Origin of the sequence: Streptomyces sp. SAI-170 (assembly GCF_049739565.1) — a bacterium.
Lineage (GTDB): Bacteria > Actinomycetota > Actinomycetes > Streptomycetales > Streptomycetaceae > Streptomyces.
Genome location: NZ_JBMGQD010000001.1, coordinates 4423023 through 4449052 on the forward strand (window position 1 = coordinate 4423023; position 26030 = coordinate 4449052).

Here is a 26030-nt window from a genome sequence, read left to right on the forward strand (position 1 = left end):
CCGGTGCCGCGGGGGTGGTGAGCCCGCCCCGGCCGGGGGTGGTGAGCCGCCCCAGGGCGTGAACCGCTGGCGCGAGGCCGCGCCCTGCGCCGCCTGGGCCGGCCGGAGGACGTGGCGGACGCCTGCGTCTTCCTCGCTTCCCCGCTGGCGTCCTGGATCACCGGCCAGGACCTGGCCGTGGACGGCGGGGTGTCGGCGCGGCCGGAGGCGGCGGGGTGCCGGTGCCGCGGGGGTGGTGAGCCGCCCCAGGGCGTGCACCGCTGGCGCGAGGCCGCGCCCTGCGCCGCCTGGTCCGGCCGGAGGACGTGGCGGACGCGTCTTCCTCGCCTCCCCGTTGGCGTCCTGGATCACCGGCCAGGACCTGGTCGCGGACGGCGGGGTGTCGCTGTGGCGGGGCCGGTGACCCCGCCCCCGACGCCGAGGTGAGCAGAACGGCTCGGAGATCCGTACCCGTACGACGTGCGACGCATCCGGTCTGCCCTCCTGCTCGGCTTCCTCCTGCTCACCCTGCTCGCCCCGGCCACCCCGGCCTCCGCCCACGCCGCTCTGCGCGGCACGACCCCCGGCGACGGCACGGTCCTGCGGTCGGCCCCCCGCGACCTCACCCTCACCTTCACCGAGTCCGTGGCCCTGCTGGACGGTTCGATCCGGGTGCTCGACCCCGGTAGCCACCGCGTGCGCACGGGAGAGCCACGCCACGCCGCGGACGGCGGCGACACGGTTCAGGTGAGCCTGCCGCCGGACCTGGGGCGGGGCACCTTCACCGTCGCCTGGCGGGTGGTCTCCGCCGACAGCCACCCGGTCTCCGGGGCGTTCACCTTCTCGGTGGGAGAACCCACCCCCACCGTGGCGGCCACCGCCCCCTCGGAGGACCCGGCCACCACCACGCTCCACAACACCGCCCGCTACCTCGCCTACCTCGCGGCCGCCCTGCTCCTCGGCACCGCCGCGTTCGTGGAGGTGTGCCGTCCCCCGGACCCGGCCCGGCTGCGCCCGCTGCTGCGCACCGGCTGGTGGACCCTCCTCGTGGCCACGCTCGCCCTGCTGCTGCTCCGCGCCCCGTACGAGGCGGGCACCGGCCTCGCGACGGCCCTCGACCCCGCCGCGCTCACCCGCACCCTGAGCGGGCGTCCGGGTCTCACTCTCCTCGCCCGGCTGGCCCTGCTCGCGGCGACGGCCCTGTATCTACGACGCCCCGCCCGGGCCCCTCGCACCGGCGCGGCCCTCGCCGTCGGACTCGCCCTCACCTGGGCCACCGCCGAACACGCCTCGGCCGGTGTCCAGGTGCCGGCGGCGATCGCCTCGACCGCCCTGCACCTGCTGGCCATGTCGGTGTGGCTGGGCGGCCTCGCGGCCCTCCTGCGCAGCACCCCCTCCACCGAGGCGACGGCCCGCTTCTCCCGACTGGCCCTCACCTGCGTGGCCGTCCTGGTGCTCACCGGCGTCTACCAGTCCTGGCGGGGCCTCGGCTCCCTGGACGCCCTGACCGGCACCTCGTACGGCAGGATCCTGGCGGCCAAGCTCGCCGCGGTGGCCGTACTGCTGGCGGCGGCGGCCTTCTCGCGCCGCTGGACGAACCGGCTCGCCACCCCCAGGCGCTCGGTCCTCACCGAGGCGGCCGTCGGTGTCCTGGTCCTGGTGCTCACCACACTGCTCACGGCCACCCTCCCCGGCCGGTCCGCCGAAGCCGCGGAAGCCGCGGAAGCCGCCGGGGGCGGGACCTTCGCGTCAGCGGACCGCGTCACCTCCACCGTGACCGTCCCCTTCGACGTCGGCACCCCCGGCGGCCACGGCAAAGTGCAGGTCTCCCTGGACCCCGCGCGAGCCGGCGCGAACGCCGTCCAGGCCGTCGTCCTCGGCCCCGACGGCGGCATCGTCACCGTCCCCGAGCTGCGGATCTCCTTCACCCTGCCCGACCAGGACGTCGGCCCCCTCGACGCCCGCCTGAAGAACCTCGGCGGCTACTGGGGCACCGACGCCGTCACCCTCCCCCTCCCCGGCACCTGGACCATGAAGCTCACCGTCCGCACCTCGGAGCTGGACCAGGTGACGGAGACGGCCCCCGTGGTCATAGGCCCCTGAAGGGGTCAACCGAACGGATGACCCCCGAAGGGCCGCACCGGGGGAACAATGAAGGTGTTTGCCCAGTTCAGCGCGGCCAGGGAAGGCAAGGCGAATGACTCCCAGAGAGGAACGGGACGACACCCGCACCCTCGCGGTCGTCATGCACACCGCCTTCTTCGTGCTGCTCGGCGCGTCCCTGGCCCGCTACCTCGCCCGGCACGCCGGTGACCCGCGCACGCCCTGGGTGATCGCCCTGTCGGTGCTGCTGGCGGCGCTGTACGTGCTGGGCCCGGCCCTCGGCACCCGGCTCAGCGCACGCCGGCTGGTGTGGCTCGGTGCGGTGGTGGGCGCGTGGGCGGTGCTGGTGGTGATGGCGCCGAGCTTCGCCTGGTGCGCGGTCCCGCTGTTCTACACCGGCCTGCGGACCCTGCCGGCGCGGGCCGCGGTGACCCTGGTCGCGCTGCTCACCGCCCTGACCGTGGGGGCCCAGCTGAAGCTGGCCGGCTGGGCGGACCCGAACGTCCTGCTCGCGCCGCCCGCCGTCGCCGCCGTGGCCACCGCCGTCTTCGTCGTCATGGAACGGCAGGCCGCCCGGCAGCGCGCCCTCATCGACGACCTGATCCGCACCCGCCGCGAACTGGCCGCCACCGAGCGCCGCGAAGGCACCCTCGCCGAGCGCGAGCGGCTCGCCCGCGAGATCCACGACACCCTCGCCCAGGGCCTGTCCAGCCAGCGCATGCTCCTCCAGGCCGCCGACCGGGTCTGGGACACCGCCCCGGACACCGCCCGCGCCCACATCCGCACGGCCGCCTCCATCGCCGAGTCCCACCTCGCCGAGGCCCGCCGTTTCGTGCACGACCTCACCCCCGCCGACCTCGCCGGTGCGGGCGGCCTGCCGGAGGCGCTGCGCGCGGTCGCCGAGCGGGAGAGCGGCGCGGACCTGACGGTGCGCGTCCACACCGAGGGCACGGTGCCGAAGCTGCCCACGCCCGTGGAGTCGGCGCTGCTGCGGATCGCCCAGGGCGCCCTGGCCAACGTGCGCGAGCACGCCCACGCCGACGCCGCCACGCTCACCCTGACCTGCCTGGACGACCAGATCGTGCTGGACGTGGCGGACGACGGGCGTGGCTTCGACCCCCGGTCCGAGAAGGCGTCCGCCGCCCGCGGCTACGGCCTGCCCGCCATCCGGGCCCGGCTGCGCCAGCTCGGCGGCACCCTGACCGTGGAGTCCGCACCGGGCGAAGGAACCGTCCTGTCCGCAGCGATCCCGCTGGAGCCGAAAGTGGAGCCCCGATGACCCGCATCCTCGTCTGCGACGACCACGTCGTGGTCCGCGCCGGCCTGCTCGCCCTCCTCGCCAGCGCCCCCGACATCGAGGTGATCGGCGAGGCGGGCAGCGGCGAGGAGGCGATCGCGCTGACCCGCAAGCTGGAGCCGGACGTGGTGCTGATGGACCTCCAGCTCGGCGAGGGCATCGACGGCGTGGAGACCACCCGCCGGATCGTCGCCTCGCGCACCGGCGACAAGCCGCACGTCCTCGTCCTCACCACCTACGACACCGACGCGGACATCACCCGCGCCATCGAGGCGGGCGCGACGGGCTACCTCCTCAAGGCCGAACGCCCCGAGGAACTCTTCGCCGCCATCCACGCCGCCGCCGAGGGCCGCACCGCGCTGTCCGCGCCGGTCGCCGGCCGGGTCATGGCCCAGATGCGCAGCCCCCGCCCCACCCTCACACCCCGCGAGCGCGACATCCTCACCCACCTCGCCCAGGGCCTGCCCAACCGCGAGATCGCCCGCACCCTCTTCATCAGCGAGGCCACGGTGAAGACCCACCTGCGCCGCATCTACGACAAGCTCGGCGTCGACACCCGCGCGGCGGCGGTGTCGGTGGCGAAGGAGCAGCGTCTCGTGCCGTGACGTCACAGGACCGCGATGCCGAGGGGCCGGTGCCCCGCGGGCAGCCGCCGGGTGCGACCGGTCGCCAGGTCCACGACCGTGATGCCGTCCCAGTACCCGTCCCGGGTGAACCCGCCGGTGACGTAGGCGGTGCGCCCGTCCCGCGACACGGCGACGTCCTCGTGCGGCCCGTCCAGCGGATGCACCCGCTCCCGCCCGTCGGGCGTCCGCACGGTCAGGGACGGCCCCCGGTCGGAGGCCGGGTCGATCGGCCCGGTCCCGACGACGAACAGCGTCCCGTCCGGGGTGACGGCCACCCCGTGCTGATGGGTGTTCGCGGTCATGGCCTCGACCCGGGACCGCCCCGTGCGCGGATCGACCACCACCAGCTTCTCGCCCTCGAACGGCAGCAGCAGCCGCCCGTCCGACGGCCGTACGGCGGCGTAGTGCGGCTTCAGCCAGGAGCCGAGCCCGCCCTCGGTGCCGTAGGGGGCGACCTCGATCCGCCGCGGGCGCCCGCGCGCGGGGACGACCGTGACGTCGAAGGAGTCGTGCCCGGTGACGTACACCTCGGAGCCGTCCCGGGAGACGTCCACATCGAACGGCCTGCGCCCGACGGGCACGGTCCGGACGACCTTCCGCGCGGCCGTGTCGACGACTTCGAGCACCCCGTTCCCACCGGGGACATTGACCCCGACGTACGCGTACCGCCCGTCGGGCGCGAGCGCGATGCCCATGCCGCCGCCGCGGTACTCGCCGTACGCCGGCGGCCCGAGGCGGGTCGGGGAGGTCCGGTAGGGGATCAGTTCGAGTCGCCGCCGCGCCCGGGTGTCGATCACCGTGACCCCCTCGGCGGCCGCCACCCAGGCCCGCCCGTCGTCCCCGAGGGCGAGGCCGTAGGGGGCGGTTCCGGCCCGCACGGAGGCCACGGGCCCGCTCGCCGGGTCGACGAAGGTGACGGTGTCGGCCCCGAAGTCGGTGACGAGCAGAAGTCCGGCGGAGGAGGGGGCGGCGGAGCCGGTCGTACGACGTTCCGCGCGGGGCTTCTGCGGAGCGGCGGACGGCGTGCAGGCGGAGGCGGCGGTCACTGTCGCCAGGGCCCCCAGGAAGGCACGGCGGTTCACCGGGCGGCCCTCCGCAGCAGGGCGGCGATCTCCTCGAAGCCGCGGCGCTCGGCGTGCCGCAGCGGTGTGACGCCGTCCCCGTCAGGGAGGTCGGGTGTCGCGCCGGCGGCCAGGAGCAGCTCGACGATCTGCTGGTGGGCGCGGCCCCCGTCGCCGAGGATCACCGCCTCCAGCAGGGCGGTCCAGCCGAGCCGGTTGACGTGGTCGACGTCGATGTCGGTCTCGTCCAGCACGGCCCGGACGTAGGCGACATGGCCGCGTTCGGCGGCGGGGATGAGGGAGACGCCGCCGTAGCGGTTGCGCAGCCGCAGGTCGGGGCCGTGGGGGAGCAGCAGCCGCATCATGGCGACGCTGCCGGTGACGCCGGTGACCAGCCAGGGGCTGTCGTCCTGGTCGTCCTGGGCGTTCGGGTCGGCGCCCGCGGCGAGGAGCAGCCGGGCGGTGCCGACGTGGTCGGCGAGCGCGGCCAGCAGCAGCGGGGTCCGGCCGTCCCCGTCACGGGCCTCGACGTCGGCGCCCGCGTCCAGGGCGAGGCGCACGGTCGCGGTGTCGCCGCGCTGGGCGGCCTGCAGCAGTTCGTGGTCGAAGGCGGTCAAGGGATTCCTCCTGCCGCGCCCGGTCAGTACGGCTCTGATCATCGGCGTCCTCCGACACGTACGCCGGGCCCACCTCGCGCGGCGGGCCCGGCGTACCGATGTCACTTGGCGAGCGCGGCGGCGCCGGCCTGGGCGTACTTCTCGTCGAGGTCGCCGGACGGGGCGCCGGCCACACCGATGCCCGCGATCGGGGCGCCCTTGGCGGTGACGGGCGCGCCGCCGCCGAGGAAGAGGGTGCCGGGGATGTCCTTCAGGTTCGGGGCCTGCTCCAGGCGCTCGGCCAGCTCGGAGGTGGGCGCGTTCCAGGACACGGCGGTGTACGCCTTGCGCTCGGCGGACTCGTAGGACTGCGGGCCGGCACCGTCGCCGCGCAGGGTCACGACGGTGTTGCCGTTGCGGTCGACGACGGCGACGGAGACGCGCTGGCCGTCCTTCTCGGCGGCCTCCAGCGCGGCCTCGGCGGCGTCGGTGGCGGCGTCGATCGTCAGGTGCGTGGTCTGCGTGGTGTCGCTCTGCGCGGCGGCGACCGGAGCGGCGGCCTTCGGCGCGTCCGCGGCACTCGCGGCGACACTGCCGAACGTGCCCGCGGCGACGGCGGCCAGGACGGCGCCGCCGGTGAGGAGGCGGGTACGGGTGGACAGGTTCCGCAGGGTCTTCTTACGAGCGTGCTGCATGACGGGGGAGCCCTTCGTGTGTGCCTCGGCCTGTCTTGTCGTCGGCCTTGCCATTGCTTCGATCCTCCGGCCGGATCCGCGCCCGGACGGTCGGCGGAGAGGCTGCACGCGAGGTGCGGAACGGATGACCCGGGGGTCGTCCGTTCGGATGACCCGACACCTGGAGGCGGGAGGGCCATGCGGTGCAGGTCGCCGCGGACGGCCGCACGGCCCTGCAGCGGGCCCGCACCGCCGCGCATGACGAAGGGCCCCGCCGATGATCAGCGGGGCCCTTCGTATCGCCTTGCCGGAGCCAGCGTCCTGCGTGGTGCTAAGCCGCCTCGGACCCTGCCGTACGCCTGCCCCAGGTGGGCTCCTGTACGTCCTCGAGCGGCACGGTCTCGTCGTCCCCGAAGTCGGGGGACTGGAAGGGGTTGGTCGCCGGACGCGGCGCTGCCGCGGCCGAGTAGCGGGTCTGCCCTTCCCGGGCGGAGAACAGCGACGTCAGATCGATGAGAGGTCTCTCTTTCGCTACAGGTCCCTGAAGGGGCCTGGTGTGCCGTGACCGGGCACTGCGGTTCTACAGCTTGGTCATCTTGCCGTACGGGCTCAGGATCCGCATTTGCGTCGAGCCGAAGTCCACGAGCGCCGCGATGCCGTCCTCGATGCCGATGACCCGGCCGAGGCCGTACACGTCATGCGAGACCTGGTCGCCCAGGGCGAAGTGTTTCGGGGCCGGTGCGACCGGGGCCTTGAAGGGGCTGGTGGGCAGATGACGCTTGGGTGCAGCAGGCTTTGTCATGGCTCAGTATGGGCCTGCGCACGGCTCTCCCGCTGTGGCCGTGGGCACAGATCCTTACGACCCTGACCCGGCCAGGGCCACTGACCTGGGGTTTCGGGGCCTGGCGAGCGAAACAAATGCCGGGCAGCGCATGCCCGGGCCGCTTTCACGCCAGAGGGGCCGGACCGCTTGCGTGGTCCGGCCCCTCTGGGCTGGCGGAGGATACGAGATTCGAACTCGTGAGGGGTTGCCCCCAACACGCTTTCCAAGCGTGCGCCCTAGGCCTCTAGGCGAATCCTCCGCTGGGAACATTACATGACCGAGAGGTGTGCTCGCGAACTCGTTCCCCCAGGCCGGGATCGGGTACCCTTGGCGCAGCCCCTCACGCGGCGCTATCTGACTGAACTCCCCCAGGGCCGGAAGGCAGCAAGGGTAGGTCGGCTCTGGCGGGTGCGTGGGGGGCGTTTGCGTTCCCCCTCCCGCGGGCCCCGCATCCACGCTCGTCCGCCCGCGTCCCCGGGCCCCGCACCCAGCGCATCGGCCCGCGTCCCCGGGCCCGCCTCCGCGCGCGGTCCGCTTTGTCAGTGGGCGCCTATAACCTCGTATGCGTGTCGTCTCTTGCGCTGTACCGCCGCTATCGCCCGGAGTCGTTCGCCGAGGTCATCGGGCAGGAGCATGTAACCGACCCGCTGCAGCAGGCGCTGCGGAACAACCGGGTCAATCACGCGTACCTGTTCAGCGGTCCGCGCGGATGCGGCAAGACGACCAGCGCGCGCATCCTCGCCCGGTGTCTGAACTGCGAGAAGGGCCCCACGCCCACCCCCTGCGGCGAGTGCCAGTCCTGCCGCGACCTCGCGCGCAACGGCCCCGGTTCCATCGACGTCATCGAGATCGACGCCGCGTCCCACGGCGGTGTGGACGACGCCCGTGAGCTGCGCGAGAAGGCCTTCTTCGGACCCGCGAGCAGCCGCTACAAGATCTACATCATCGACGAGGCCCACATGGTCACGTCGGCCGGCTTCAACGCGCTGCTCAAGGTGGTCGAGGAGCCGCCGGAGCATCTGAAGTTCATCTTCGCCACGACCGAGCCCGAGAAGGTCATCGGGACCATCCGGTCGCGTACGCACCACTACCCGTTCCGGCTGGTCCCGCCGGGCACCCTGCGGGAGTACCTGGGCGAGGTGTGCCAGAAGGAGGACATCCCCGTCGAGGACGGCGTCCTCCCGCTCGTCGTGCGCTCCGGCGCCGGCTCCGTGCGTGACTCCATGTCCGTCATGGACCAGCTCCTCGCGGGCGCGGGCGCCGACGGTGTGACGTACGCCATGGCCACGTCCCTCCTCGGCTACACCGACGGCTCCCTCCTGGACTCCGTCGTCGAGGCCTTCGCCACCGGTGACGGGGCCGCGGCCTTCGAGGTCGTCGACCGCGTCATCGAGGGCGGCAACGACCCGCGCCGCTTCGTCGCCGACCTGCTGGAGCGGCTGCGGGACCTCGTCATCCTGGCCGCGGTTCCCGACGCCGCCGAGAAGGGCCTCATCGACGCCCCCGTCGATGTCATCGAGCGGATGCAGGCCCAGGCCAGCACGTTCGGCGCGGCCGAGCTCAGCCGCGCCGCCGACCTGGTCAACGACGGCCTGACCGAGATGCGCGGCGCCAACTCGCCCCGCCTCCAGCTGGAACTGATCTGCGCCCGCGTGATGCTGCCCGCCGCCTATGGCGACGAGCGGTCCGTCATGGCCCGCCTGGACCGCCTGGAGCGCGGCGTCAACTTCTCCGCCGCCGCCCCCGCCGGAATGCCGGCCATGGGGTACGCCCCCGGACCCGACGCCCACGCCGCCGCGGCCGTCCCGCCGGGCGGTGGCGCCGCCGCGGCCCGCGCGGCCGTACGGGGCTCCGGTGGCCCGGCACAGACCCCGGCGGCTCCCCCCGCCCCGGCCCCGGCCGCGCCTGCCCCCGCCGCGCCTACGACGCCTGCGCCCGCCCCTGTCGCGGCCGAGCACGCGTCCCAGCCGGCCCCGGCGGCGCCTTCCGCGCCCGAGCCGCCCCAGCCTCAGCCGCAGCCCGCGGCACAGCCCCAGCCCACACCGCAGCCCGCATCCCAGCCCGCGGCCGCCGCCCCGGCCCCCGGCGCCTGGCCCACGGCCGCGCCCGCCGGTGGCGGCCGTCGCCCCGGCGGCTGGCCCACCGCGGCGGCCCCCGGCGGCGGTGCCCGCCCCGCCACGGCTCCCCAGCCCGCGGCACCTGCACAGACCGCGCCCGCTGCCCCGCCCGCGGCTGCCGCTCCCGCCTACACGCCCGCCCCCGGCGGTCTCGACCCGCGCGCGCTGTGGCCGAACATCCTGGAGGCGGTGAAGGACAAGCGTCGCTTCACCTGGGCGTTGCTGAACGCCCCGAACGCCCATGTGGTGGGCTTCGACGGCACCACCCTCCAGCTCGGGTTCGTCAACGCGGGCGCCATGGACCGCTTCGTGGGCAGCGGCAGCGAGGACGACCTCAAGGCGGTCCTGGCCGAGCGCTTCAACGTCCAGTGGAAGATCGACGCGATCGTCGACCCCTCCGGCGGCTCCGCACCCCCGCAGTCGGCCGGCGGCTACGGCTCCCCTGCCGCCCCCAGCGGCTACAACTCAGGCGGTTACAGCCCTGCCGCCCAGCCCACCGCGCAGGCCCAGCCCTCCGCCCCGTCCCGGCCGGCCCCCGCCGCGCAGTCCGCCCCGGCACCGGCACACTCAACCCCCGCCCCCACCCCGGCCCCGCAGCGCTCCGCTCCCGACCCCGTCGCCCCCGAGGACGACATCCCCGAGGACGACGACCCGGACCTCGACGAGTCGGCCCTGTCCGGCCAGGAGCTGATCGTGCGCGAACTGGGCGCGACGGTGATGGACGAGTTCACCAACGAGTGAGCGGTCAAAGGCGCCCGCCGAAGGCCCTTTCCGTAGGAACCCACAACCCGCCCGCCCCCACCCCTTGGGCGGCCCGCACAAAGGCACAACCCCGCCTCCGGTTAGGCTGACCCCGTGAAGGTCCTCGTCATCGGCAGCGGCGCCCGCGAACACGCCCTGTGCCGCTCCCTGTCCCTCGACCCCGCCGTCACGGCGCTCCACTGCGCCCCCGGCAACGCCGGCATCGCCGAGGTCGCCGAGCTGCACCAGGTCGACGCCCTCGACGGCGCCGCCGTGGCCGCGCTGGCCACGGAGCTCGGCGCCGAGCTGGTGATCGTCGGCCCGGAGGCGCCCCTGGTCGCAGGTGTCGCCGACGCCGTGCGCGAGGCGGGCATCCCCGTCTTCGGGCCCTCCAAGGAGGCCGCCCAGCTGGAGGGCTCCAAGGCCTTCGCCAAGGACGTCATGGCCGGGGCGGGCGTCCCGACCGCCCGTTCGTACGTCTGTACGACCGCGGAGGAGGTCGCCGAGGCCCTCGACGCCTTCGGTGCCCCGTACGTCGTGAAGGACGACGGCCTGGCCGCCGGCAAGGGCGTGGTCGTCACCTCCGACCTGAAGGCCGCCAAGGCCCACGCGGCCGGCTGCGAGCGCGTGGTCATCGAGGAGTTCCTGGACGGCCCCGAGGTCTCCCTCTTCGCCGTCACCGACGGCGAGACGGTCGTCCCCCTGCAGCCCGCCCAGGACTTCAAGCGCGCGCTCGACAACGACGAGGGCCCCAACACCGGCGGCATGGGCGCGTACACCCCGCTGCCGTGGGCCGACCCGAAGCTGGTCGAGGAGGTCATGGAGACCGTTCTCCAGCCGACCGTCGACGAGCTGCGCCGGCGCGGCACCCCGTTCTCCGGCCTGCTCTACGCGGGCCTGGCGATCACCAGCCGCGGTGTGCGGGTCATCGAGTTCAACGCCCGCTTCGGCGACCCCGAGACCCAGGTCGTGCTGGCCCGGCTGAAGACCCCGCTGGCCGGTGTCCTGCTGGCCGCCGCGAACGGCACCCTCGCCGACCTGGCGCCCCTGCGCTGGAGCGACGACGCGGCCGTCACGGTCGTCGTCGCCTCGCACAACTACCCGGACACCCCGCGCACCGGCGACCCCATCACCGGTCTGGACGAGGTGGCCGCCGAGGACGCCCCGCACGCCTACGTCCTGCACGCCGGAACCAAGCGCGACGGCGACGCCGTGGTCAGCGCGGGCGGCCGTGTCCTGTCCGTCACCGCGACCGGCAAGGACCTCACCGAGGCCCGCGAGCGCGCCTACCGGGCGGTCGCGCGCATCCGCCTCGACGGCTCCCAGCACCGCACGGACATCGCGGCGAAGGCCGCGGGCGAGTAGAGCCGCAGAGCCGTCATGGACAACCCCTCGGGCCCCGGTTCCGTCTCAGGAGCCGGGGCCTGATCCTTGCCCTCCGTCATCCACCTTTCCCCAAAGCCATTCCATCGAGTGACCGATCCCGTTTACGGCTGACGGGGACCCGGGGCCCAACTAGGGTGCGGCGCAAGCGTTCCGGCACTTGGCCCACCGGCATTGCGATGTCAGTGGCGGGTGCCACAGTGGGGGAGTGAGCAACGCCAGGAAAGCACCAGGACGGCAGCGAGGGGGTGAGGTCCGGTCGTGACCGGCATGGGTGTGGAGGCAGGTACGCAGGCCGCTCGGTCGAGGGCCCTGGCCGTGCTGCGGGTGCGCAGCCGGGCGCTGGCCGTGGCCCTGCTGCCCGCCGCGGCCGCGGTGATCCTGCTGGCCGGCGGAGCCACGGACCATTTCGTGGGCCCCGGCTGGGACACCGCCCGCTGGGTGGTCTCGGTGCTCGCGGCCGTGGTGCTGCTGGTGGCCGGCGGCATCGCCCTGGTCGTCGCCCGCGCCCGGCCCGCCGTCAGCCCGACGGTCCCGGTCGCGGAGGACGCGGCACCCGATCTGTACCGGCTGGTGCGCGACCTGGCCGACCGCCTCGACGTCCCCGCGCCCTCGGCGATAGCGCTCACCCCGGACTGCGACAGCTGGCTGGAGGACCGCACCCACCCGGCGCACGGCCCGCCCGCCCCGACCGGCCGCGACGAGATAGCGGACTCCCGCGGCGAGACCCGCCCCCGCCGTTCCGCGGCCGCGCCCGTCCTCGTCATCGGCTCGCCTTTCCTGTGGTGGATGCGCGTGGGCGAGCTGCGCGCGGTCCTCGCCCCGGTCGTCGCCGGTACGGGACCCTCGGCGCACCCCGACATAGCCGCCGCCCGGCGCTTCGTACGGGGTCTGGACGCCGCGGTGGCCGTCGCCTCGGCCCCGGGCCGCGGACCCGTCACCCGGGCGCTGCGGGCGGGGGTCGGCTGGGTGGCCCGGCTGATGCTGAACGGCTGCCGGCAGTACGCCGTCGAGATGGAGCGCGGGGTCGCGGCCGCGGCGGCCGAGCGTGCACAGGCTGTGGACTACGGCCTGAGGATCGTCGCCCAGGAACAGGTCGGCCTGGCCTACGCGGGCTGGGACCGCCTCCTGACCCGGGTGGCCCTGCCCGCCTGGCGCATGGGCCGCTGGCCCTCCCGCCTCGACGCGGGCGTGGTGGCCGCCCTCACCGAGCTGTCCCGCCGCGACCGCCTGGCCGAGGGCTTCACCTCCCGGCTCGGCGAGCGCCCCGCCTGCGACCTCCTGGAGGAACCGGGCGTGGTCGACGAGGCGGCCTCTCTCCTCGCCGCCCGCCTCTTCCACGGCGGCCCCGCCGAGTCCGGGCCCGACTGGTCCCCGGTGGACTGGCAGGAGTACCCGGAGGAGGTCGTCGACCGCAAGTGGCGAACGGACGCCGCCCGCCTCCACCGCGTCCTCGACACCCTCGGCGTCCGCCGCCCCGCCCCGCACTCCGACGGCCCGACCCTGTCCCGCGTCCTGGACCACCTGACGACCACCCCCGCGCCGACGGACCCGGACCCGGGCCCGGACGACGCCGACCCGATGGCGCCCAGGACCCCGACCGGCCCCACCGAGACCCCCGAGCCCACTCAGGCCCAGGCCCAGCTCCGCGCCCCGGCACCGGAACCGGCCCTCCACGCCTCGGCCGAGGCCGAAGCCGAAGCCGAAGACCACGCCGAAGCCGAAGCGGACGACCACAGCACCAACCCCCGCTGCGCCGCCCTCGCCGACGGCCTCTCCGCCGAGCTGGCCCGCGAAGAGGCCGCGGCCCACCCCGCCACCACCCCCGGCACCCGCACCACGCTCTGGGACGACGACCTCCCCCTGTTCCCCCTCCAGCCCCCGCGCACCCCCCGGGAACTCCTCGCGGACCACATCACGGCGATGGTCTGCTGCGCCGCCATGGACACCGCGGGCGCCGCCCCGGGCCTGGACTGGCTGGACGGCCCGTCCCTCCTCGTCGAGGGGGAGCGCACCGCCGATCTCACCCCGAAGGTGCTCACCCTCCTGGAGGACGGTGACCCCACGCCCCTGCGGGCCTGGCTCACCGAGGTCGGCATACGCCCGGAGAAGCCCGTACGGCTCGTCTGACGGCCGCGGAGGACCGTACCGGAGCGCTGTCTTCCACTTTCGGTCAATCGAAGACGAACAGTGACGAGATCCATGCGGAATGTGATGTGCTGGAACCGGTCGCGCTCGTGGCAAGAACGCACGACATAGGACAGCCACACGCGCCAGCCACACGACGCACCGGCATACGGGGGTTCGAGGGAGGGGAGCCACCATGGGATCGGAGCACATCCGCCGCTGGGAGTCGGGGGCACTCGCCCACGCGGTGACGGACCCCTTCGGTCAGGGCCCCGTCCCCTGGCTGCGCGGCAGCGAGACCTACTTCGACGACACCGGCCATGTCGTCCCCTGGTACGTCGACCAGGCGCCGGGCCAGACGCCTCGCGAGGGCACCCCGCGTGTCCCGCCCCCGCGCACTGCCCCCGCCCCGTCCGGCGCCCCGCGCTCGGCCGACGACGTCCACCGGCAGATCAAGGGCTTCACCTCCACCGGCGCGGTCGCCCCCGGCGAGGCACTCGACTTCCACGTCACCGTCGACCCGCCCCAGGAGTTCGGCGTCGACATCTACCGCATCGGCCACTACGGCGGCGACGGCGCGGCCAAGATCACCACCAGCCCGCGCCTGTCCGGCATCGTCCAGCCCCCGCCGCTGACCGCCGAACGCACCGTCTCCTGTCACCACTGGTGGCTGTCCTGGCGCCTTCAGGTCCCGTCGTACTGGAGCAACGGCGCGTACGTCGCCGTCCTGACCACCGCCGACGGCTACCGCTCCCACATCCCCTTCACCGTCCGCGACGACCACCCGGCCGACCTGCTGCTGCTCCTGCCCGACATCACCTGGCAGGCGTACAACCTCTACCCGGAGGACGGCCGCACCGGTGCCAGCCTCTACCACGCCTGGGACGCGGACGGCCGGCTGCTGGGGGAGGCCGACGCGGCCACGACGGTCTCCTTCGACCGCCCCTACGCCGGCGCGGGCCTGCCTCTGCACGTGGGCCACGCCTACGACTTCATCCGCTGGGCCGAGCGCTACGGCTACGACCTCGCCTACGCCGAAGCCCGCGATCTGCACGCCGGCCGCGTCGATCCCACCCGCTACCGGGGCCTGGTCTTCCCCGGCCACGACGAGTACTGGTCGATCCCGATGCGCCGCACGATCGAGCAGGCCCGCGACAGCGGCACCTCGCTCGTCTTCCTGTCGGCCAACACCCTGTACTGGCAGGTCGAGTTGGGCCCCTCCCCGTCCGGAGTGCCCGACCGCCTGCTGACCTGCCGCAAACGCAAGGGTCCGGGCAGGCCGGTGCTGTGGCGTGAAATCGACCGTCCCGAGCAGCAGTTGGTGGGCATCCAGTACGCCGGCCGGGTCCCCGAACCGCACCCCCTGATCGTCCGCAACGCCGGCCACTGGCTGTGGGAGGCGACCGGCGCCCACGAGGGCGACCCGATCGAGGGCCTGGTCGCGGGGGAGGCGGACCGCTACTTCCCGCGCGTCCCGCTGCCCGAGCACGAGGAACGCATCCTGCTCGCCCACTCCCCGTACACCGACGGCGCGGGCGTCCTGCGCCACCAGGAGACCTCCCTGTACCGCGCGCCCTCCGGCGCCTGGGTGTTCGCGTCCGGGACGTTCGCCTGGTCCCCGTCCCTGGATCGCCCGGGCCACGTCGACGCCCGGATCCAGCGCGCCACCGCCAATCTCCTGGACCGCATCTGCAAACGCGACTGATCACGGCCGGCCGGCCCGGCCCCCGCACGACCCCGTGTCCACGACCCGCTCCCCGATACGGGACAATCGAGCCACTTGGACAGAACCACGGGGAGGAACCGTGTCCGGATTCGTCGAAAAGCCCGAACCGATCCAGGTTCCGGGCCTGGTGCATGTGCACACCGGCAAGGTGCGCGACCTGTACCGGAACGAGGCGGGCGACCTCGTGATGGTCGCCAGCGACCGCATGTCCGCCTACGACTGGGTGCTGCCGACCGAGATCCCCGACAAGGGCCGCGTCCTCACGCAGCTGTCCCTGTGGTGGTTCGACCAGCTGCGCGACCTCGCCCCCAACCATGTGATCAGCACCGAGCTGCCCGAGGGCGCCCCCGCCGACTGGGCCGGCCGCACCCTGGTCTGCAAGTCGCTGCGGATGGTCCCCGTGGAGTGCGTGGCCCGCGGCTACCTCACCGGCTCCGGCCTGGTCGAGTACAACGACTCCCGTACGGTCTGCGGCCTCGCCCTGCCCGAGGGCCTGACCGACGGCTCCGAGCTGCCCGCCCCCATCTTCACCCCGGCCACCAAGGCCGCCGTCGGCGAGCACGACGAGAACGTCTCCTACGAGGAGGTCGCCCGCCAGGTCGGCGCCGACACCGCCGCCCTGCTGCGCCAGACGACCCTCGCGGTCTACGGCCGTGCCCGTGACATCGCCCGAGAGCGGGGCATCATCCTCGCGGACACCAAGTTCGAGTTCGGCTTCGAGGGCGACACCCTCGTCATCGCCGACGAGGTCCTCACCCCCGACTCCTCCCGCTTCTGGCCGGCCGACCAGTGGCAGCCGGGCCGCGCGCAGCCGTCGTACGACAAGCAGTTCGTGCGCGACTGGCTGACCTCGGCGGAGTCCGGCTGGGACCGCAAGAGCGAGCAGCCCCCGCCGCCGCTGCCGGAGCAGGTCGTCGAGGCGACCCGCGCCAAGTACATCGAGGCGTACGAGCGTCTGACGGGCACCCGCTGGGCGTAACCCCTGTGGCAGAGGGGGCCCCTGGGGAACCAGGGGCCCACGGCCCGGTGCGAAGCAGGGCCCGGACACGAAGAAACCCCCGGCGGAGACCGGGGGTTTTTCTGGAGCGGACGACGAGGCTCGAACTCGCGACCTCAACCTTGGCAAGGTTGCGCTCTACCAACTGAGCTACGTCCGCATGCGCCGTGGCGCGAGAGCAACTATACCCAACCTCGCTCGCGTGCGAGACGCACTGCCGCATGACGGTTCTCCGCACCGAGCTTCGTGACGGCCGAGGAGAGGTAGTTGCGCACGGTCCCCTGGGACAGCGCGGCCCGCTCGGCGATCTCCGCGACGGGCGCCCCGTCGGCCGCCAGCTCCAGCACCTCGGCCTCTCGCGCGGTCAGCGGCGAGTCCCCGGCGGCGATCGCGTCGGCCGCCAACTCGGGGTCCACATAGCGGTTTCCCGCATGGACCGTGCGGATGATCTCGGCGAGCCGCTGCGCGCTGACGGTCTTGGGCACGAACCCGCGCACCCCCGCCGCCAGCGCCCGCTTCAGATGCCCGGGCCGGCCGTGGCTGGTCACGATCAGCGCCCGGCAGTCCGGCAGTTCCGCCCGCAGGGATGTGGCCACCTTCACACCGTCCGCCCCCGGCATCTGGAGGTCCAGCACGGCCACATCGGGCCGATGGGCCCGAGCCATCGCCAGCGCCTCCGGCCCGGTGGCGGCCTCCGCGACGATCACCAGGTCGTCCTCCAGCGCCAGCAGCGCGGCCAGCGCCCCCCGGATGAGGTGCTCGTCGTCGGCGAGCAGCACCCGCACGGTCATACGGCCGCCACCTCACTCACCTGCACCTGCGCCGTCACCGGCACCTCCGCCACCACCCGGAACACGCCCTCGCCGACATGACCGGCCTCGAGCGTCCCGTCCACCGCGGCCAGCCGCTCCCGCAGCCCCGCCAGTCCGGAGCCGGCCCCCTGCGACGCCGTACCCGCCCCGTCGTTCTCCACCGTCAGCACCACCCGCCCCTCGGCCATCCGCAACCCCACGGCACACCGACCCGCGTCTCCGTGGCGCAGCACGTTCGTCGTGGCCTCGCGGACCACCCACCCGAGCGCCGACTGCACCTCGGCGGGCAACGCGCAGGGCTCCTCGGCCATCTCGCACGTGATGCCCGCCGCTGTCAGCACCCCGCGCGCCCCGGCGAGTTCGGCCCCGAGGTCGGCCTCCCGGTAGCCGCGTACGACGTCGCGCACCTCGCGCTGCGACTCCTGCGCGATCCGCTGCACCTCGATCATCTGCTCCACGGCCTCGGGCCGCTCGCGCCGCGCCAACTGCACGGCCAGCTCGCTCTTCAGGGCGATCACCGCCAGGTTCCGCCCCATCACGTCGTGCAGGTCCCGCCCGAACCGCAGCCGCTCCTCGGCGACGGCCAGCCGGGCGCGGGTCTCGCGGGCGGCGTCGAGCTCGTAGACGGCGTTCAGCAGCCAGACGGAGAAGATGGAGGTGAAGGCGAGGAACCCGCCGCCGAGCAGCACCACGAGCCCGGTGAGCAGCGCGGCCGGACCGGGGAGCCCGATGGGCCAGGCGACCGTCGAGGCGCCCGCCGCGAAGCCGCCGACGATCCCGAACACCCGCTTGCGGTCGCGCACCCCGAGCGCGATGGTGCCCGCCCCGAAGGCCAGGACGCCCCCGAAGACCGCACCCGCCGCCGACTCGACCTCCTCGCCGCCGGGCCCGCGCTCGGCGAGCCCGATCGCCCCGACGGCGATCACGGCCGTCACGGCGGCGAGCGCCCACAGCAGCCGCACCGGCTGCTCCCGCTGCCCGCGCGTCCAGTCCAGCGCCCGCGATGCGGTCACCGCCCCGACCACCGCGTGCACGCCCACCACCAGCAGCAGCCAGAGCCCGATCCCGGCCCCCGCCTCCCCGAGCGCCGAGGTGCCGATCGCCAGCACCTCGATCACCCCGAAGAAGTGGAACGACCACCGCGTGTACGTCTCGACCTTCGCCGGTGTGCTCTTCGCCCGCCACCAGCCCCCCGCCCCGCGCATACGACCCCCGTAAGTCCCCTCAGCGGCGCGGTTCCCACCGGAACCACCGCCGTACAGCAAACACCGCGGCCAGCGTCCAGGCCAGCGCGGTCGCCGCCGCGCCCAGCGCCTCGGCGGCGGACAGCTCCCCGGTCCAGCCGCCCCGCACCAGCGTGATGGCCCCGGTGAGCGGAAGCAGCTCGAAGACGGAGGCCACCCGGTCCGGGGCCAGCTCCAGCGGGACCATGATCCCCGAGCCGATCATCGACACCATCACCAGCGGCAGCGCGGTGGCCTGAGCGCTCTCCACCGTCCGGGTGAAGCTCGCGGTCACCGCGGCGAGGGCCGCGCACAGCGCCAGCCCCAGCAGCAGCCCGAGCACGGCGAGCGGGGCCGCCTTCGGCGCCGGCACGTCCAGCAGCGCCGTACAGCCCGCGACCAGCACCAGCGACTGCACCAGCCCGGTGACGACGGCCGGCAGGGACGCCCCGGCCAGGATCTCCGCGTCCCGCAGCTCCCCGGTCCGCAGCCGCTTCAGCACCAGTTCCTCGCGCCGCCCCACGAACACCCCGACGAGCGCCGAGTACACGGCGAACAGCAGCGAGAACCCCACGGCCCCCGGCAGCAGCACCAGACCCACGCTGAGCCCGTTCTCCGCCAGGTCCATGTCCTCGACGACGGACCGCACACTGAACGGCAGCACCAGCGGCACCACCAGCGCCCCGATGAGCATGCCCCGGCTCCGCCCGAACAGCGTCAGCTCGGCCCGTCCGAGCGCCGCGACCCGCCCCGCGACCGTGGTCATGCCGCCACCTCCACACGCTCCGCACGCTCGGCCTCCCGGGCGATGCCCAGGAACGCCTCCTCCAGCGACGCCGCCCGCACATCCAGCCCGTGCAGCTCGACCCCGGCCCCCTCGGCCCACACCAGCAGCCGCGTCGCGGCCCGCTGCAGCTCCCGCGTGCGCAGCCGTACGACACCGCCGTCCACGCTGTGCCCGCTCACCCCCAGCTCGCCCAGCGGCGGCAGATCCCCGAGGAAGTAGCCCTCGGGCAGCCGGAAGGAGATGTGGGAGGGCTGGGCGTCCGTCACCTCGGCCGGTGTGCCCGCGGCGGCGATCCGCCCGTGGTGCAGGATCGCCAGCCGCCCGGCGAGATCCTCGGCCTCCTCCAGGTAGTGCGTGGTGAGCAGCACGGTCGTCCCGCGGCCCTGCAGCTCCCGCACCAGCTCCCACGTCTCCTGCCGCCCCTCCGCGTCGAGCCCGGTCGTCGGCTCGTCGAGGAACAGCACCTCCGGATCGCCCAGCAGCGCCAGCGCCAGGTCGAGACGCCTGCGCTCCCCGCCCGACAGCTGCTTGACCCGTACGCCGGTCCGCCGGGCGAGCCCGACCCGCTCCAGCACCTCACCCGGCGGCCGCGCCCCGCTGACGCAGCCGGCCCACATCCGCGCGGTCTCGGCGACGGTCAGCTCCGACGGGAACCCGCCCTCCTGGAGCATCACGCCCATCCGGGGTCGTACGGCGGCCCGCTCTGCATGGGGGTCGTGGCCGAGGACGCGCACCCGGCCCCCGCTCGGCGGCGCCAGGCCCTCCAGCAGCTCGACGGTCGACGTCTTGCCTGCCCCGTTGGTGCCCAGCAGCGCGAAGATCTCGCCCTGTTTCACGTGAAACGAGATTCCGCGGACCGCCTCGAACCCGCCCCCGTACACACGCCGTAGATCGGTGACCTCGATCACGTGCTCTGTCGTGTTCATGGATTCAGCGTCCCGGCGGGCGGACGCCGGCGGCAGTGCGCGCTGTCATCGCTCGGCATGACAAATGTCAGACGCCGAGCCCCCTGGGGGCAGCATGAAAAAACCCCGGTCCAGAAGGACCGGGGTTTAATCCCGAGCGGACGACGAGGCTCGAACTCGCGACCTCAACCTTGGCAAGGTTGCGCTCTACCAACTGAGCTACGTCCGCACTGCCTCCGATCGGCTTTCACCGACCGGCGCGAGCACCAGCCTACCTGATCCACAACAGTGGTCGGGACGGCGATGCAGAGCGGGTGACAGGAATCGCACACTGCGCCTTCCCCCTGGAAGGGGGATGTTCTACTACTGAACTACACCCGCAAGCCGCTGTGAGCTGGGCTTTTCGGCCCCGCCCCGTGGCGTGCTCCAGACTCTAGCTGATCAGCAGGGGTGCTGTGCAAGTCCGTTGCTCCGAGGGGCGGGTGAACGGATGCCCCGTGGCCGTCTGCGAGAGGTCCGCGCGGCTCACTGGGCCGCGGCGAACGCCTCGTAGACCTTCTTGGGGATGCGTCCGCGCGCGGGGACGTCCATCTTGTTCGCCTGGGCCCAGGCGCGGACCGCCGCCGGGTCGGGCGCGACCTCCGTCTGGCGGAAGGCCCGGCCCGAGCGCGACCGCTTGCGGCCGGCCTCCACGTAGGGCGCGAGCGCCTCACGCAGTTTCACGGCATTGGCTTCATTCAGGTCGATCTCGTACGACTTGCCGTCGAGTCCGAAGGCGATCGTTTCCGCCGCTTCCGAGCCGTCGATGTCGTCGAAGAGGGTGACCACGACCTTCTGCGCCACGAATATCGGTCCCTTCGTACGGCACCTCATGCAGCTCAGCTGCATCGACGTGCCGAGTTTGTCGGCTATTGCCAATTCATTTGTACAGTGCCCGGCATTGCAAAGTGAAGCCCGACTAAATCTCCCCGCGTGTCCGGACGCAATAGGTTTCGCAGGCCGATCGGCGATCTTTCCCGGGAATTTCCCCGGAAGCGCCCCTTCGATGCCCGATCGTGATGACGGTCACGTAGGTTCCTACGACTCTACTCGCGTAGAAATTTTGTGCGGGTAGTCTGAAGGAACCTGCTCAGCACCACACACCGGGAGTGCCAGTGGCACGCGTCGTAGTCGACGTCATGCTCAAGCCGGAGATCCTCGACCCCCAGGGCCAGGCGGTGCAGCGCGCACTGCCGCGGCTGGGTTTCGAAGGCATCTCGGACGTCCGTCAGGGAAAGCGTTTCGAACTGGAAGTTGACGGGCCGGTCGACGAGGCCGCGCTCGCCCGCATCCACGATCTTGCGGAATCCTTCCTCGCCAACACCGTGATCGAGGACTTCACCGTCAAGGTCGAGGAAGTCGCGGAGGCCGCGAAGTGACCGCTCGTATCGGCGTCGTCACTTTTCCGGGAAGTCTCGACGACCGGGACACCCAGCGCGCGATCCGCCTCGCGGGCGCCGAACCGGTTGCCCTCTGGCACAAGGACAAGAACCTCCACCAGGTCGACGCGGTCGTCCTGCCCGGCGGTTTCTCCTACGGCGACTATCTGCGCGCCGGCGCCATCTCCCGCTTCTCGCCGGTGATGGAGACCGTGATCGAGCAGGCGAAGGCCGGTATGCCGGTCCTCGGCATCTGCAACGGCTTCCAGATCCTCACCGAGGCCCACCTGCTCCCCGGCGGCATGCTCGGCAACGACCACCTGCACTTCATCTGCCGCGACCAGAAGCTGCGGGTGGAGAACGCGGACACCGCCTGGACCGTCGACTACACCGCCGGCCAGGAGATCCACATCCCGCTGAAGAACATGGACGGCCGCTATGTGGCCGACCAGTACACGCTGGACAAGCTGGAGGCCGAGGGCCGGGTCGCGTTCCGCTACCTGGACTTCAACCCCAACGGCTCGCTCAACGACATCGCCGGCATCACCAACGAGGCCGGCAACGTCGTGGGCCTGATGCCGCACCCGGAGCACGCCACGGAGCCGCTCATCGGCACCGGCCGCACCGACGGCCTCCCCTTCTTCACCTCGATCCTCAAGAAGCTGGTCAACGCATGAGCCGGACGCCTCTGGACACGGTCGAGCACGCGGCCGCGACCCCCGACGTCGAGCTGCCCTGGGCCGAACTGGGCCTGAAGAAGGACGAGTACGAGCGCGTGGTCGAGATCCTCGGCCGCCGGCCCACCGGTGCCGAGCTCGCCATGTACTCGGTCATGTGGTCCGAGCACTGCTCGTACAAGTCCTCCAAGGTCCACCTCCGCCAGTTCGGCGAGAAGGCCCCCGAGTCCGACGCCATGCTCGTCGGCATCGGCGAGAACGCCGGTGTCGTCGACGTCGGCCAGGGCTACGCGGTCACCTTCAAGGTCGAGTCGCACAACCACCCGTCGTACGTCGAGCCCTACCAGGGCGCGGCCACCGGCGTGGGCGGCATCGTGCGCGACATCATCGCGATGGGCGCCCGCCCGGTCGCGGTCGTCGACCCGCTGCGCATGGGCGCGGCCGACCACCCCGACACCAAGCGCGTCCTGCCGGGCGTCGTCGCCGGAATCGGCGGCTACGGCAACTGCCTGGGTCTGCCCAACATCGGCGGCGAGGTCGTCTTCGACGCCTGCTACCAGGGCAACCCGCTGGTCAACGCCGGTGCCATCGGCGTGATGCGGCACGAGGACATCCACCTCGCCAAGGCGTCCGGCGCGGGCAACAAGGTCATCATGTACGGCGCCCGGACGGGTGGCGACGGCATCGGCGGCGCCTCCATCCTCGCCTCCGAGACCTTCGACGACGCCAAGCCCTCGAAGCGTCCCGCCGTGCAGGTCGGCGACCCCTTCCAGGAGAAGCTCCTCATCGAGTGCACCCTGGAGGCGTTCAAGGAGAAGCTGGTCGTCGGCATCCAGGACCTGGGCGCGGCCGGCATCTCCTGCGCCACCAGCGAGCTCGCCTCCAACGGCTCCGGCGGTATGCGCGTCGAGCTGGACGACGTCCCCCTGCGCGACTCCACGCTCACTCCTGAGGAGATCCTCATGAGCGAGTCGCAGGAACGCATGTGCGCGGTCGTCGAGCCGGAGAAGGTCGACCGCTTCCTCGCGATCTGCGACAAGTGGGACGTCATCGCCACCGTCATCGGTGAGGTCACCGACGGCGACCGGCTGGAGATCTTCTGGCACGGCGAGAAGATCGTCGACGTCGACCCGCGCACGGTCGCCCACGAGGGCCCGACCTACGAGCGCCCGTACGCCCGCCCGTCCTGGCAGGACGAGCTCCAGGCGGACGACGCGAACAAGCTGCCGCGCCCGGCCACTTCGGAGGAACTGCGCGACCAGGTGCTGAAGCTGGTCGCCTCCCCGAACCAGGCCTCCAAGAAGTGGATCACGTCGCAGTACGACCACTTCGTGCAGGGCAACACCGTCCTCGCCCAGCCCGAGGACTCCGGCATGATCCGCATCGACGAGGAGACCGGCCTCGGCGTCGCCATCGCCACGGACGGCAACGGCCGCTTCGCCAAGCTCGACCCGTACACGGGCGCGCAGCTGGCGCTGGCGGAGGCGTACCGCAACGTGGCGACGACCGGCGCCAAGCCGCTCGCCGTCTCCGACTGCCTCAACTTCGGCTCGCCCGAGGACCCGGCGGTCATGTGGCAGTTCGCGGAGGCCGTGCGCGGACTGGCGGATGCCTGCCAGCAGCTCGGCACCCCGGTGACCGGCGGCAACGTCTCGCTGTACAACCAGACCGGTGACGTCGCCATCCACCCGACGCCGGTCGTCGCCGTGCTCGGCGTGATCGACGACGTGGCCCGCCGCACCCCGGTCGCCTTCCAGGAGGAGGGCCAGCTCCTCTACCTGCTCGGCGACACCCGCGAGGAGTTCGGCGGCTCGGCCTGGTCCCAGGTCGTCCACGACCACCTCGGCGGTCTGCCGCCCAAGGTGGACCTGGAGCGCGAGCGGCTGCTCGCCGAGATCCTGATCTCCGCCTCCCGCGACGGCATGATCGACTCCGCGCACGACCTGTCCGACGGCGGTCTGATCCAGGCCGTGGTCGAGTCGGCGCTGCTCGGGGACAAGGGCGCCCGCCTGGTCGTCCCCGACGGCCTGGACGCCTTCACCTTCCTGCTGTCCGAGTCGGCCGGCCGCGCGATCGTGGCCGTCCCGCGCTCGGAGGAGGTCCGCTTCAACGACATGTGCGGCGCCCGGGGCCTCCCCGTCACCCGCATCGGCGTCGTCGACGGCGACACCGTCGACGTACAGGGCGAGTTCACCCTCACCCTGGCCGAACTCCGCGAGGCCCACGAGAACACCATCCCGGCGCTGCTCAAGTAGGCGACGCCCGTACGACGGTGAAGGCCCCGCCCGTTTCCCACGGGCGGGGCCCCTCGCGTTCCGGCCCGGCATAGGCTCGCCCCATGCCGGCCAAGAAGCGCACCCGTACCTATGACCCCGCCAGGATCCGCGCCGCGGTGTTCGCCCAGTTCGGGCACGTACGCCAGGCCGTGAGCACCCTGACGCCCGATCGGCTCGCGCTGCCCACGCGGCTGGGCGAGTGGACCGTACGGGACCTGGCGGCACACATCACGATGGCGGTGGAGACCGTCAGCCGCAACCTCGACCGGGACGAACCGCCCAAGCCCGAACTCGCCCTGCTCGACTGGCCCTTCGCCACCGCCGACCGGGCCGCCGACATCGCCGACGGCACCCGCGCCCTCGCCGAGGCCAACCCCGACCTCGACGCGCTGTACGCGCGCACCGAGGAACGCCTCGCCGAGCGACTGGCCGACGCCCCCGGCACCCGGCTGCTCGACGCCCGCACCGGCGCCATGGTCCTCGACGACTACCTGGTCACCCGCACCGTCGAACTCGTCGTCCACACCGACGACCTGAACGCCGCCGTGCCCGGCCTGGACGTGCCGTACGACAAGCAGGCCCTGGCCGCCTGCACCCGGCTGCTGGCCGACGCCCTCGCCGCGAAGGCACCCGGCGGCGCGACCGAGGTGCGCGTCCCGCCGTACGCCGTGGTGCAGTGCGTGGAGGGGCCCCGGCACACCCGCGGCACCCCGCCGAACGTCGTCGAGACCGACCCGCTGACCTGGATCCGGCTCGCCACCGGCCGCCTGACCTGGGCGGACGCGCTGGAGGCGGCGCGGGTCAGCGCGAGCGGGGAGCGGGCCGACCTGAGCGGGCTGCTGCCGCTGCTGGGGTGAGCCGAGCGACGGGGAACCGATTCAGCGGCCTCCCCGTCCCACCGGCATGGACAAGCAGCGACTGACCCTCGCGGCCCTGACCCTGCTCCCGCTCCTGGCCGCCTGCGGCACCGAGAAGGCCGGCGGTGACGCCGTAGGTGCGGGGCCGACCGTCACCGGGGTGCGCTGGGCCGTCACCGACGTCACCGTCGACGGCCGCACCAGCAAGGCCCCGCCCACCGCCCAGCTGCGCATCGGCGCCGACGGCAGGGCCGAGGGCAACCTCGGCTGCAACGGCTTCAGCTCCGACGCCGCCCTGGACGGCGACCGCGTCGCCTTCCGGCAGCTCGGCGCCACCGAGATGGCCTGCGACGACCTGCGCTTCGAGGAGACCCTCGCGAAGACCCTCACCGACGGCAGCCTCACCGCCCGCGTCAACGGCGACGACCTCACCCTGACCACCGCCGACGGCGACCGCGTCCGCCTCACCGAGCAGAAGCCGGCCACACTGTCCGGCACGAAGTGGCAGATCACCGACCCGGCCTCCGACGGCCGCGCCCACCTGGTCTTCGACACCGCGAAGGGAACCCTCTCGGGAAGCCTGGGCTGCAACCGGGTGAACGCCGAGGCGACGGTCCGCGACGGCCGTATCACGCTGGGCTCGCTCGCCACGACCCGAATGATGTGCGAAGCCTCACTCATGAATACGGAGCGAAGCCTCGAACGGGTCCTGGACGGCACCGTCGACTACCGCATCGACGACCGCACCCTCACGCTGACCAGCGAAAACGGCGAAACCTTGACGGCTGTCACCGCCGGGTGATCGATTACCGACGGGTATCCCCA

Annotated in this window: 22 protein-coding genes, 4 tRNA genes, 1 other RNA gene and 1 pseudogene; 15 read left to right on the top strand and 13 right to left on the bottom strand. The window is 73.2% G+C overall.

Annotated elements, in window-relative coordinates; translation table 11 throughout:
• Positions 1 to 49 precede the first annotated feature (49 nt).
• The 4 genes and pseudogenes from RKD23_RS19745 to RKD23_RS19760 form a co-directional block, all read left to right on the top strand.
• A pseudogene (locus RKD23_RS19745) lies at positions 50 to 204 on the top strand (SDR family oxidoreductase); the annotation flags it as partial.
• Positions 205 to 459: 255 nt separating this feature from the next.
• The gene (locus RKD23_RS19750) at positions 460 to 2082 is read left to right on the top strand and encodes a copper resistance CopC/CopD family protein (RefSeq protein ID WP_424854862.1); all 1623 of its coding nucleotides are present in this window, start codon (positions 460 to 462) and stop codon (positions 2080 to 2082) included.
• Between the two features lie 94 nt (positions 2083 to 2176).
• Entirely contained in the window at positions 2177 to 3361 is a 1185-nt protein-coding gene (locus RKD23_RS19755; RefSeq protein ID WP_424854863.1) for a histidine kinase, read from the top strand.
• A complete protein-coding gene (locus RKD23_RS19760; protein ID WP_424854864.1) occupies positions 3358 to 3984 on the top strand; it encodes a response regulator in 627 nt (208 codons plus the stop codon). The genes RKD23_RS19755 and RKD23_RS19760 overlap by 4 nt, the downstream gene beginning before the upstream one ends.
• A gap of 2 nt (positions 3985 to 3986) precedes the next feature.
• On the opposite strand, the gene RKD23_RS19765 is transcribed toward RKD23_RS19760, so the two are convergent.
• The 5 genes from RKD23_RS19765 to RKD23_RS19785 form a co-directional block, all read right to left on the bottom strand.
• Positions 3987 to 5087, bottom strand: coding sequence for a YncE family protein (locus RKD23_RS19765; RefSeq protein ID WP_424854865.1), 1101 nt, complete (start codon positions 5085 to 5087; stop codon positions 3987 to 3989).
• On the bottom strand, positions 5084 to 5683 hold the full coding sequence (locus RKD23_RS19770) for an ankyrin repeat domain-containing protein (RefSeq protein WP_424854866.1): 600 nt from the start codon (positions 5681 to 5683) through the stop codon (positions 5084 to 5086). The genes RKD23_RS19765 and RKD23_RS19770 overlap by 4 nt, the downstream gene beginning before the upstream one ends.
• Before the next feature lie 101 nt (positions 5684 to 5784).
• On the bottom strand, positions 5785 to 6333 hold the full coding sequence (locus RKD23_RS19775) for a GlcG/HbpS family heme-binding protein (RefSeq protein ID WP_424858286.1): 549 nt from the start codon (positions 6331 to 6333) through the stop codon (positions 5785 to 5787).
• Between the two features lie 583 nt (positions 6334 to 6916).
• Positions 6917 to 7138, bottom strand: a complete 222-nt coding sequence (locus RKD23_RS19780; protein WP_404036566.1) for a hypothetical protein — start codon at positions 7136 to 7138, stop codon at positions 6917 to 6919.
• A 192-nt stretch (positions 7139 to 7330) separates the two neighbouring features.
• Positions 7331 to 7418: transfer RNA gene (locus RKD23_RS19785), tRNA-Ser, on the bottom strand.
• A 72-nt stretch (positions 7419 to 7490) separates the two neighbouring features.
• On the opposite strand from RKD23_RS19785, the gene ffs reads away from it, so the two are divergent.
• The 6 genes from ffs (at position 7491) to RKD23_RS19815 (ending at position 16232) form a co-directional block, all read left to right on the top strand.
• Positions 7491 to 7589, top strand: an RNA gene (ffs, locus tag RKD23_RS19790) — signal recognition particle sRNA small type.
• A gap of 136 nt (positions 7590 to 7725) precedes the next feature.
• Positions 7726 to 10017, top strand: coding sequence for a DNA polymerase III subunit gamma and tau (locus tag RKD23_RS19795; protein WP_424854867.1), 2292 nt, complete (start codon positions 7726 to 7728; stop codon positions 10015 to 10017).
• Positions 10018 to 10131: 114 nt separating this feature from the next.
• Positions 10132 to 11382: a phosphoribosylamine--glycine ligase gene (gene purD / locus RKD23_RS19800; RefSeq protein WP_424854868.1), complete on the top strand. Its 1251-nt coding sequence runs from the start codon at positions 10132 to 10134 to the stop codon at positions 11380 to 11382.
• Positions 11383 to 11670: 288 nt separating this feature from the next.
• Positions 11671 to 13530 carry a hypothetical protein gene (locus RKD23_RS19805; RefSeq protein ID WP_424858287.1) on the top strand — a complete coding sequence of 620 codons (1860 nt, stop codon included), beginning with the start codon at positions 11671 to 11673 and terminating at the stop codon, positions 13528 to 13530.
• Between the two features lie 193 nt (positions 13531 to 13723).
• Positions 13724 to 15232, top strand: coding sequence for a N,N-dimethylformamidase beta subunit family domain-containing protein (locus RKD23_RS19810; RefSeq protein WP_424854869.1), 1509 nt, complete (start codon positions 13724 to 13726; stop codon positions 15230 to 15232).
• Between the two features lie 100 nt (positions 15233 to 15332).
• Positions 15333 to 16232, top strand: coding sequence for a phosphoribosylaminoimidazolesuccinocarboxamide synthase (locus tag RKD23_RS19815; RefSeq protein WP_404036554.1), 900 nt, complete (start codon positions 15333 to 15335; stop codon positions 16230 to 16232).
• 102 nt (positions 16233 to 16334) lie between these two features.
• Here RKD23_RS19815 and RKD23_RS19820 read toward each other — a convergent pair.
• The 8 genes from RKD23_RS19820 to RKD23_RS19855 all read right to left on the bottom strand — a co-directional run bounded on the left by RKD23_RS19820 (position 16335) and on the right by RKD23_RS19855 (position 20820).
• Positions 16335 to 16410, bottom strand: a tRNA-Gly gene (locus tag RKD23_RS19820).
• Positions 16411 to 16432: 22 nt separating this feature from the next.
• Complete coding sequence (locus RKD23_RS19825) at positions 16433 to 17041, bottom strand: response regulator (protein ID WP_424854870.1); 609 nt, start codon at positions 17039 to 17041, stop codon at positions 16433 to 16435.
• Positions 17038 to 18267 carry a sensor histidine kinase gene (locus tag RKD23_RS19830; RefSeq protein ID WP_424854871.1) on the bottom strand — a complete coding sequence of 410 codons (1230 nt, stop codon included), beginning with the start codon at positions 18265 to 18267 and terminating at the stop codon, positions 17038 to 17040. The genes RKD23_RS19825 and RKD23_RS19830 overlap by 4 nt, the downstream gene beginning before the upstream one ends.
• Positions 18268 to 18286: 19 nt before the next feature.
• Positions 18287 to 19051, bottom strand: a complete 765-nt coding sequence (locus RKD23_RS19835; RefSeq protein WP_424854872.1) for an ABC transporter permease — start codon at positions 19049 to 19051, stop codon at positions 18287 to 18289.
• Positions 19048 to 19998, bottom strand: coding sequence for an ABC transporter ATP-binding protein (locus RKD23_RS19840; RefSeq protein WP_424854873.1), 951 nt, complete (start codon positions 19996 to 19998; stop codon positions 19048 to 19050). Before RKD23_RS19840 ends, RKD23_RS19835 begins: the two co-directional genes overlap by 4 nt.
• 135 nt (positions 19999 to 20133) lie before the next feature.
• A tRNA-Gly gene (locus RKD23_RS19845) sits at positions 20134 to 20206 on the bottom strand.
• A gap of 80 nt (positions 20207 to 20286) precedes the next feature.
• A tRNA-Gly gene (locus tag RKD23_RS19850) sits at positions 20287 to 20358 on the bottom strand.
• Between the two features lie 144 nt (positions 20359 to 20502).
• Positions 20503 to 20820, bottom strand: a complete 318-nt coding sequence (locus RKD23_RS19855) for a histone-like nucleoid-structuring protein Lsr2 (protein ID WP_424854874.1) — start codon at positions 20818 to 20820, stop codon at positions 20503 to 20505.
• Positions 20821 to 21131: 311 nt separating this feature from the next.
• On the opposite strand from RKD23_RS19855, the gene purS reads away from it, so the two are divergent.
• From purS to RKD23_RS19880, 5 genes are all read left to right on the top strand, one after another.
• Entirely contained in the window at positions 21132 to 21395 is a 264-nt protein-coding gene (gene purS, locus RKD23_RS19860) for a phosphoribosylformylglycinamidine synthase subunit PurS (protein ID WP_015659417.1), read from the top strand.
• Positions 21392 to 22072: a phosphoribosylformylglycinamidine synthase subunit PurQ gene (purQ, locus tag RKD23_RS19865; protein WP_424854875.1), complete on the top strand. Its 681-nt coding sequence runs from the start codon at positions 21392 to 21394 to the stop codon at positions 22070 to 22072. Before purS ends, purQ begins: the two co-directional genes overlap by 4 nt.
• Entirely contained in the window at positions 22069 to 24327 is a 2259-nt protein-coding gene (purL, locus tag RKD23_RS19870) for a phosphoribosylformylglycinamidine synthase subunit PurL (RefSeq protein WP_424854876.1), read from the top strand. Before purQ ends, purL begins: the two co-directional genes overlap by 4 nt.
• Before the next feature lie 83 nt (positions 24328 to 24410).
• On the top strand, positions 24411 to 25205 hold the full coding sequence (locus RKD23_RS19875) for a sterol carrier family protein (protein WP_424854877.1): 795 nt from the start codon (positions 24411 to 24413) through the stop codon (positions 25203 to 25205).
• Between the two features lie 46 nt (positions 25206 to 25251).
• The gene (locus RKD23_RS19880; RefSeq protein WP_424854878.1) at positions 25252 to 26007 is read left to right on the top strand and encodes an META domain-containing protein; all 756 of its coding nucleotides are present in this window, start codon (positions 25252 to 25254) and stop codon (positions 26005 to 26007) included.
• The last annotated feature ends 23 nt before the right edge of the window (positions 26008 to 26030 follow it).